Origin of the sequence: Providencia heimbachae ATCC 35613 (genome assembly GCF_001655055.1) — a bacterium.
Lineage (GTDB): Bacteria > Pseudomonadota > Gammaproteobacteria > Enterobacterales > Enterobacteriaceae > Providencia > Providencia heimbachae.
The window spans coordinates 65,685-74,663 of the sequence record NZ_LXEW01000046.1; the positions used below are offsets into that span (position 1 = coordinate 65,685).

General features: G+C 36.7%; 7 protein-coding genes. 6 read left to right on the forward strand and 1 reads right to left on the reverse strand.

What is annotated here, in order from left to right; genetic code table 11:
• Window positions 1-253: 253 nt before the first annotated feature.
• The 6 genes from M998_RS16220 to M998_RS16245 all read left to right on the forward strand — a co-directional run bounded on the left by M998_RS16220 (window position 254) and on the right by M998_RS16245 (window position 7,158).
• Complete coding sequence (locus tag M998_RS16220) at window positions 254-1,474, forward strand: putative transcription factor/ribokinase fusion protein RikA (protein WP_068909828.1); 1,221 nt, start codon at window positions 254-256, stop codon at window positions 1,472-1,474.
• A 26-nt stretch (window positions 1,475-1,500) separates the two neighbouring features.
• A complete protein-coding gene (locus M998_RS16225) occupies window positions 1,501-2,238 on the forward strand; it encodes a glutamine amidotransferase (RefSeq protein ID WP_068445805.1) in 738 nt (245 codons plus the stop codon).
• A gap of 111 nt (window positions 2,239-2,349) precedes the next feature.
• Window positions 2,350-3,318: a DMT family transporter gene (locus M998_RS16230; RefSeq protein WP_068909830.1), complete on the forward strand. Its 969-nt coding sequence runs from the start codon at window positions 2,350-2,352 to the stop codon at window positions 3,316-3,318.
• Complete coding sequence (locus M998_RS16235) at window positions 3,318-4,349, forward strand: phosphotriesterase family protein (RefSeq protein ID WP_068445801.1); 1,032 nt, start codon at window positions 3,318-3,320, stop codon at window positions 4,347-4,349. The genes M998_RS16230 and M998_RS16235 overlap by 1 nt, the downstream gene beginning before the upstream one ends.
• A gap of 220 nt (window positions 4,350-4,569) precedes the next feature.
• On the forward strand, window positions 4,570-5,004 hold the full coding sequence (locus tag M998_RS16240) for a DUF2946 domain-containing protein (RefSeq protein WP_068909832.1): 435 nt from the start codon (window positions 4,570-4,572) through the stop codon (window positions 5,002-5,004).
• 126 nt (window positions 5,005-5,130) lie between these two features.
• Window positions 5,131-7,158, forward strand: coding sequence for a TonB-dependent copper receptor (locus M998_RS16245; protein ID WP_068909833.1), 2,028 nt, complete (start codon window positions 5,131-5,133; stop codon window positions 7,156-7,158).
• Between the two features lie 59 nt (window positions 7,159-7,217).
• Here M998_RS16245 and M998_RS16250 read toward each other — a convergent pair whose 3' ends face one another.
• Entirely contained in the window at window positions 7,218-8,102 is an 885-nt protein-coding gene (locus M998_RS16250) for a helix-turn-helix domain-containing protein (RefSeq protein WP_068445795.1), read from the reverse strand.
• Between the last annotated feature and the right edge of the window lie 877 nt (window positions 8,103-8,979).

Consider the following 8,979-nt stretch of genomic DNA (forward strand, 5'->3'; position numbering starts at 1 on the left):
ATAACCAATCTTTTCATTGATGACATTACCTTATGTATGTGAATTTTGCTTTACATCCAATTAATATAATTTATATGTTCTTATATTATCTCGATATTTAAGGCATATTTTAGTTTGAGAATGACTTTTTGTTTTTTTTTGTTTTTATTTCTATGTTTTTTGCTTTTTTTTGCTTTGCTTAGGGAACATATGATTATAGTCACATTAACATAACAAGGTATAAACTAGAGTAAATGCCATGAGGTAAAATGGCATGAAAGCAGAACGACATAAAAAAATAATTAATTTTTTAAAAAACACAGGATCAGCAAAAGTTTCTGTTTTATCGAAAGAACTTAATGTCACTAAAGAAACCATTAGGGCCGATTTAAATTCTTTAGCAAAAAAAGGAATTATTAGTCGTTGCCATGGCGGCGCATATATTGAATTTGAAACCCTAGATAAAGTTGCAAAAAAAGAAATTATTCAATTTCTTGAGTGTAATGAAAGTTTTAATGAAAAAACAAATAAGGATGATGCCGTGTTAGGTAAAGTTTGTGTATTAGGTTCATTTAATGTAGATATGATTAGTTATTTACCTCGGTTACCCGAGGCGGGTGAATCATTATTAGCAAATAAATTTATTTTTTCACCGGGTGGTAAAGGTTGTAACCAAGCGCTGGCGGCAAGTTATTCTGATTCACAAGTACATTTTATTACTAAAATTGGTACTGACCAATTTAGTGAATATGCAATAAACTTTATTTCATCATCTAAAATTAAAGCATCAACCATCTACCAAACTGAAAAATTTCAAACAGGAACAGCATCGATATTTGTTTCTGAAAATAGTGGTGAAAATATCATCTCTATTTATCCAGGTTCTAATATGGATATTACAGCGGATGAAATTAAAATTCAGAAGGATAAAGTGATAAATTCAAATGTCATTTTATTACAGCTTGAAACAAATATTGAGGCGCTGAAGGAAATTATCTCAATAGGAAATGAGTTTAATATTCCAATTATATTAAATCCTGCACCTTATAATGATATTGTGAATGAATTAATTAATAAAATAGATATTTTGACACCGAATGAAACGGAAGCAAGCTTGCTATCAAATATCAATGTGATTGATATTGAAACGGCTAAAAAAGCTGCTGAAGTTATTTATAAGAAAGGGGTTAAAAAAGTCGTTATTACGTTAGGGAGTAAGGGGTCTATTGCTTATGATGGTAATAAGTTTATTTACTCTCCAGCTTATACTGCGGTTGTAAAAAATACCGCTGGTGCTGGTGATGCATTCAATGGTGCGCTGGCAGCATCATTAGCAAAAGGAAAACAGTTTCCTTACGCTTTGCGCTATGCATCTGCATTTTCATCGCTCGCAGTTGAAACCAGTAATGCTTCAGAAATGCCAGATGATATTAATGTTATGCATCGTATTAATCAAATAACCTACTCTCAGGTTATTACTCAATCCCCTGAATAATTTAATATTCTCAAAGAGGAAGAAAAATGAAAATTTTATTTATTGGTGAATCATGGCATATTCATATGATTCATACTAAAGGTTATGACAGCTTTACATCAAGTAAATATGAAGAAGGTGCAACTTATTTATTGGGTTGTTTGAAAAGCAAAGGTATCGAAATTGATTATATGCCTGCACATACAGTGCAAATGGCATTTCCTAAAGAAGCTAATGAATTAGAAAAGTATGATGCAATCGTTATTAGTGATATCGGTGCGAATACATTCCTACTTCAGAATGATACTTTTTATAATATGAAAGTGTTACCAAATGCATTAGAGCTAATTAAACAATATGTCATTAATGGCGGTGGGTTATTAATGATAGGTGGTTATTTATCCTTTATGGGAATTGAAGCGAAGGCAAACTATAAAAATACATTGCTTGCTGATGTATTGCCGGTGGAAATGCTTAATGGCGATGACCGTGTTGAGAAACCAGAGGGTATTTTTGCAGTACCTGTCAATGCTGAACATAAATCAGTTAAAGGGTTTAATAATTGGCCAATGTTCTTAGGTTATAACAAAGTTATGGCTAAAGAAAATACGGATGTTGTATTGAATATCGGTGAAGATCCACTATTAGTATTTGGCCAATATGAAAAAGGAAAAACAGGCTGTTTCATGAGTGACTGTTCGCCACACTGGGGAAGCCGTGAGTTTTTAGCTTGGGAATATTATACCGATATGTGGGTTAATATTTTAAAGCAAGTCGCTCGCTAATTTATAAAAATAATATATTAAAAATAAAAATAAGTGCAGGAATTCACCTGCACTTTGTAAGCCGATTACAAAATAATGACTCATAGTCAAAAAATCCATAAGGAATATTTTATGAGTGCTAAAAGTTATTCTATCCCTTTTCTTATGATAGCGACTGTATTAGCAGGAATGCTATCTCCAATGCAATCCGCCGTGAATGGGCAGCTTGGCGCGGTATTACAAGATGGAAACGCGAGTGCGGTTATTTCTTTCGCTAGCGGTTTAGTTGTTATGTTTTTTGTTATTATTGCAAAAAAACAAACTCGTCAACAATTTGCAGCAATTCCTAGTTTAATTAAAAATAAAAAAATTCCGTTGTGGAACTGGTTTGCTGGCCTTTGTGGGGCGATGGTTGTTTTTTCAGAAGGGGCATCGGCAAGTGCATTAGGCATTGCTACCTTCCAAACTGCACTTATTTCTGCACTGTTATTATCCGGCTTATTATGTGATCGCTTTGGCATTGGTATTGATCAGAAAAAACCCTTTACCACTTTTCGTGTATTAGGTGCGGTATTTGCGGTTATTGCGACCTTATTTGTTGTCTCTCCACAATGGCATTCAAGTTCTGCGATTTATTTAGCTATCCTCCCTTTCTTAGCCGGTCTATTAGCCGGATGGCAGCCCGCCGGTAACTCAAAAGTAGCTGAAGCGACCGGCTCGATGATGGTATCGATTACATGGAACTTTATCGTTGGTTTCACTGTATTAACGATAGCATTAGTTATTCGTATAGCCCTTGGACACATCACTCTTGAACTTCCCGGCGTATGGTGGATGTATTTAGGGGGGCCATTAGGATTGATGTCGATTGCATTGATGGCGATTCTCGTTCGAGGTTTAGGTTTATTAATGCTCGGAGTGGCTTCTACCGCAGGTCAATTATTGGGTTCTGTTTTAATTGACCTACTATTACCATCATTAGGTAATGCGGTTTATTTGGTGACGATTATTGGTACTTTATTTGCTTTAGTGGGCGCAATTATTACAACTATCCCAGAGTTTAGAGAAGCAAAAGTCAAAAAAGTAGCAGGGGTACAATGATGAAAGATTATATTCAAACAGTGACCGGTCCCGTTAAAAAAGAAGATATGGGACTGACATTACCCCATGAACATTTATTTAATGATTTATCAACAGTAGTGGACGAGCCATTCTATGATTTCTCTCATGTATTGGTAGACAAAAAAGTGACAGCCGATATTCAGTGGGGCTTAAAGCATGATCCATACTGCTGCTGCGACAACATGGATACTAAGCCAATTGAAGATGTTATTTATGAAGTTAATAATTTTAAAGAGTTAGGGGGAAGAACCCTTGTCGATGCGACTGGATCCAAAGCGATTGGTCGTGATGTTCGCCAGTTACGAGAAGTGTCAATTAAAACAGGTATTAACGTTGTCGCGTCTTCGGGTTTATATATTGAGAAATTTGAAGGAGACAGGCTAGTTAACGATATCGAAGCAATGGCCAAAATCATTGATGATGAGTTAAATGTTGGTATTGATGGTACAGATATTCGTGCGGGCATGATTGGCGAGATTGGTGTTTCTCCCTATTTTACTGACGGGGAAAAAAATAGCTTACGGGCGGCTTCGCTAGCTCAAATTGCAAATGACCATGTTTCAATGAATATCCATATGCCTGGTTGGCAGCGTCGTGGTGATGAAGTCCTTGATATTTTGATTAAAGAAATGGGCGTAAACCCCGCTAAAATATCACTGGCACACTCTGACCCATCCGGAAAAGATTTCGATTATCAGCGTCGTATGTTAGATAGAGGCGTTTGGCTTGAGTTCGATATGATAGGACTCGATATTTCATTTCCAAAAGAAGGTATCGCGCCAACCGTCACTGAAACAGTTGATGCCGTTTTTAAGTTAATTGAAATGGGTTATGAAAAGCAAATTGTGCTGAGTCATGATGTGTTTTTAAAACAAATGTGGGCTAAAAATGGCGGAAATGGTTGGGGGTTTGTGCCTAACGTATTTTTATCTCTGTTATCAAAAAGAGGGGTCGATAAAAGAATAATCGACCGCTTATGTATTGATAACCCAGCAAACTTACTCGCGTAAATAAATTTCTTTTATTAATATTATTATATTTTCGGCAGCGCAGTGTGGGCTGCCGTTTTTTTATTTGTATCATACTTATGGGTTATTTACTCATTATGAGGTATGAGTATGAAACATAAGTGCTTTATAATTAACATTAACGGCAGAAAGTAATAACAATAAACATCCAAATAAGATACACTTTTGCCCTATAAATTAGCACTGAGATAACGGAAAAACGTTGCACCTGCGCCCTTTTATCAGACAACTCGCCACTTACCTTGGGTTACTTGCTGTGATGATGCTATTTATCGCACCTTTGGTTTCAAAATCAATGGAGCAGATGAATGATTGTTCACACAATAATAGCGAAATGGTAGGGCATTCGATGCATCAGCATCAGGGAGTTCTGTTGCCTGAAAATTGTGAGCAGAGTGGAATGATGAACCATATGCTAATGACGGGAGTTGGACAGTCGCCAATGGAAGACATTGCCTGTGGTTATTGCCAATTATTAATTCACTTCCCGTTTCTTATCTTATTTATCGCTGCCGTTATCAGGCAATTAACGACACTTACACTATTTTTCCCCTTCGAACGCTGTATTCAATTTTGGGTTTTTCGCCCTTGGTCATTACGTCTTGCTAGAGCGCCACCGTCTATCTGTTCTATTTAATTTTGTGAAATAAATAATATCCATAATATTGTTTTTGCTATAAATCGAGCAAAACGATTTAGCGCGTCCTGAATTTGAACTTTATATTCAGGAGGCTCAAGTGTGTACAAAAGAAATAGGCAAGATATGAACATTCAAACATTTAATTTTTCACCCATTACGGCATTGGTGGTGACGGCTATTTTTTCAGCTTCATCCGCAGCGAGTGGTGAAACCAATCAAAACCCAATATCAGACAGTTCGGTTATGATCGTGACAGCACCTGTAGATTCGCCACTAACGATATCGACATCAACTAAAACACCAAGACAACCGGTTCCTGCAAGTGATGGTTCGGACTACCTGAAAACGATCCCGGGATTTTCACAGATAAGAAATGGTGGAACCAATGGCGATCCTGTTTTTCGGGGTATGTTTGGCTCACGTTTGCGCATTTTAACTAATGATAGTGAGATGTTGGGGGCATGCCCATCAAGAATGGATGCACCAACATCCTATATTTCTCCGGAAAACTTTGATGTGTTGAACATGATCAAAGGACCTCAAACTGTATTATGGGGCCCTGGTAATTCAGCGGGTACCGTTCGTTTTGAACGTGAAAAACCATTATTTACGGAAGTGGGTATTAAAGGAAATGCTAGTGGCTTAGTGGCATCAAATCAACGTTGGGACACTAATGCGGATGTTAGCTTAGGGAATGAAAAAGGTTATGTGCGTTTAATCGGCAATAAATCGCGGTCAAATGACTATAAAGACGGTAATGGGGATAAAGTCCCCTCGAAATGGGATAAATGGAACGCGGATATTGCCATTGGTTGGACGCCTGATGAATATACGCTACTTGAGCTTACCGCAGGAAAAGGTGATGGGGAAGCGCGCTATGCGGGTAGGGGGATGGATGGCTCCCAGTTTAAACGCGATAGTTTAGGACTACGTTTTGAAAAGAGCAATATAGGCACGGTACTGGATAAAGTCGAAGCCAGTATGTATTACAATTATGCCGACCATATTATGGATAATTATTCATTACGCTCAGCGACAAATGGCATGGGATCAGGGCAGATGAGTGGTAGCCATAGCATGATGAATATGCCCATGAAAATGCGGGTTGACCGTGAAACTATCGGTGGCCGCGTGATGGGAACGTGGTTATGGTCAGATTATGAGCTACGTACCGGTGCTGATATGCAAACTAATAAGCACCGAAAAAATAGTAATAATAGCTGGAAAAAGGATGCTCAATTTCAGGATTATGGCCTGTTTAGTGAACTGTCTTGGAATGCAACCGAACAAGGGAAAGTGGTGAGCGGTGTACGTTTAGATAGAGTGATTGTCGATAATAATACTGATGTTGGTTCTTCAGGGCGTAATACTATGATGCCAGCAGGATTTGCACGCTATGAGTATTCTCTTTCAGAGACACCGGTCATGCTATATGCCGGGGTGGGTTATACTGAAAGGTTTCCTGATTATTGGGAGCTTTTTTCACCTAAGTTAGGGCCCGATGGGACAAGTAACGTTTTCAACCAACTCAAAACCGAAAAAACAACGCAATTAGATATTGGCGCTAAATATAGTGATGATAAAACCCATGCTTGGGTTTCCGCCTATGTTGGTCGAGTTGATGATTTTATTCTCTTCCGGTATAGCTCACATAACCCAAAAATGAGTCAAGTGGAAAATGTGAATGCGATGATTATGGGGGGAGAACTTGGTGTTGCTTATAAATTGAGTGATGAATGGAAAGCGGATGCTAGTTTGGCCTATTCTTGGGGAGAAAATAGAACTGATGGCACACCATTACCCCAAATGCCACCATTAGAAAGTCGTTTTGGCCTATCATGGGAAAAAGGTGATTGGGTAACGACAGGGTTGATGCGTGTGGTTAGCCGTCAAAATCGAGTGGCAATCAATGATGGAAACGTGGTTGGAAAAGACTTCAGCAGAAGTGCAGGGTTTACGATTTTCTCGTTAAATACTGCTTATAATGTGAATAAAGACGTCAAGCTTAGTGCTGGCGTGGATAACGTATTTGATAAAACCTATAGCGAGCATTTAAATCTAGCAGGGAATAGTGGTTTTGGTTATTCATCAAATACACCAGTGAATGAACCAGGAAGAACTTTCTGGGCAAAAGTAAATTTAACCTTTTAATCAATAAGATCTTTTATGGGCTAACAACCAGTGAGTAAACGAGTTGTTAGCCTTTAAAGTTAGACGATCACAGGGATATAGTAATTTAGTTCTTGGATATAATTATGAGGATCATTGATAAACTCTTCATAGGTGGGTTTGGATTTCAGTACATAATTTTCAATGTCTGACCCTTCACCTCGTGCAATATCCATTTCAGCAAGCACTTTTCCATAAGCGGTATAAATAATATCGTTATAGTCAGTACCTTGAAGATCACCAGTAAATTTAATCTCTAAATAATTACCTTGCGGAACTTCTAAGTTTTTAGCTTGTGGTGGCACAATCGTGACATCTTTTTCATCGAGAGCGGTTGAATAAATAAAACGGCCTTCTTCCGTTGCACTTAAATCTACGCCGTGAATTGCGTATAAATTTTTTGTCACATACTTGTTTTTATCAAGAAAAATCTGCCAATATTGCCTTCTAAGTTCTTCTGTTTTCAAATTCCATTCATTAATATCTTGAGTATAACGGTGGTTAACACCCAATAAGCGTATTGTCGGTAATTGAACAAGCTGAACTTGAGCCTGAAGTTCCTTACTTTCTCTCAACGGAAGACAAAAGCCTTCTAATTTCCAGCCTGTACGCTTTCTATATTCTGATGGCGTAACATTGAATTGTTTTTTAAAGGCGCGACAAAATGTTTGTTGCGAATCAAAACGATATCTCAATGAAATATCCATAATACTGTCATTTGTTAGCCTAAGCGCTACCGCTGAACAAGATAATCTTCTTGCTCGAATATAGGAACCCAGCGCGAGACCCGTTTGATTTTTAAATAGGCGCTGAAAGTGCCATTTAGTATATCCAGACCTATCAGCGACTGTATCTAACGATAGCCGAGACTCTAAATTTTGTTCAATCCAGAGAATAATTTCTCTAATCACACTTTCTTGTAGCATGGTTACTCTTTCCAGTGAGTTTAGCCTAAGATTTAAAATAAAAGACCGATTGCAGGTTTGCTAGGATTAATATTAGGCAAAGTTAATAAATGCTCATAAGAGGATAGCATGCTGAGTGAGAATTTTTTAAAAAAGATGTGAAGTTAAGTAAGTTTTAGTTGCTATTCTTGCTAATAATCCTATTGTAAAGCCTTACTATGCCTGTTTTTGATGCTCATATACAAATAAAATGAATGAGTATATCGATTACTAATACCGGGTGTATTCTCATCATTTAGTGCCAAATTTCAATTAATAAGCCCAGTCCTTTTTTGATAATTACTAATCATTTCTCAAAAACAATAAAATTAAGACCAATATTGATAGATGTTTGAATTTTTATAATTAATATACGGTTTAGCGTGGTAATTAAGAATTATCTAATAATAAAATAACGTTATCCTAGAAGAAAAAAATCATTAGACATGAATAAAAACAAATTGTGACGATTTAGTATGAAAAGTAATATTTAATATTTGGCATTTGCCTTGTGACATTAGTAAAATAAAGTTTAAGATCGAATTTAAATACATAAAAGAGATTTGATATACATTGATTTTCTGGCTGTTGAGATAGGTATCAGGACATTGTAAAAATAACGTGATCTAGATCATAGTTAAGTCTATTAGTTACAGTACTTTTTATTACAATAATTTTAATAAATACAATTAACTATATATATTAAAAGCTATATTTTTTATTGTTGTCCATCAAGAGTTGGTGTGATTTTTGTCACATTTTTTTAATTTAAGTCAATTAATCATTAGAGTATTGATGCTAGTTTACGCGCCAGTCGAGTATAAACGACATTACCTATAATAAAGGAGTCTCTATGCAT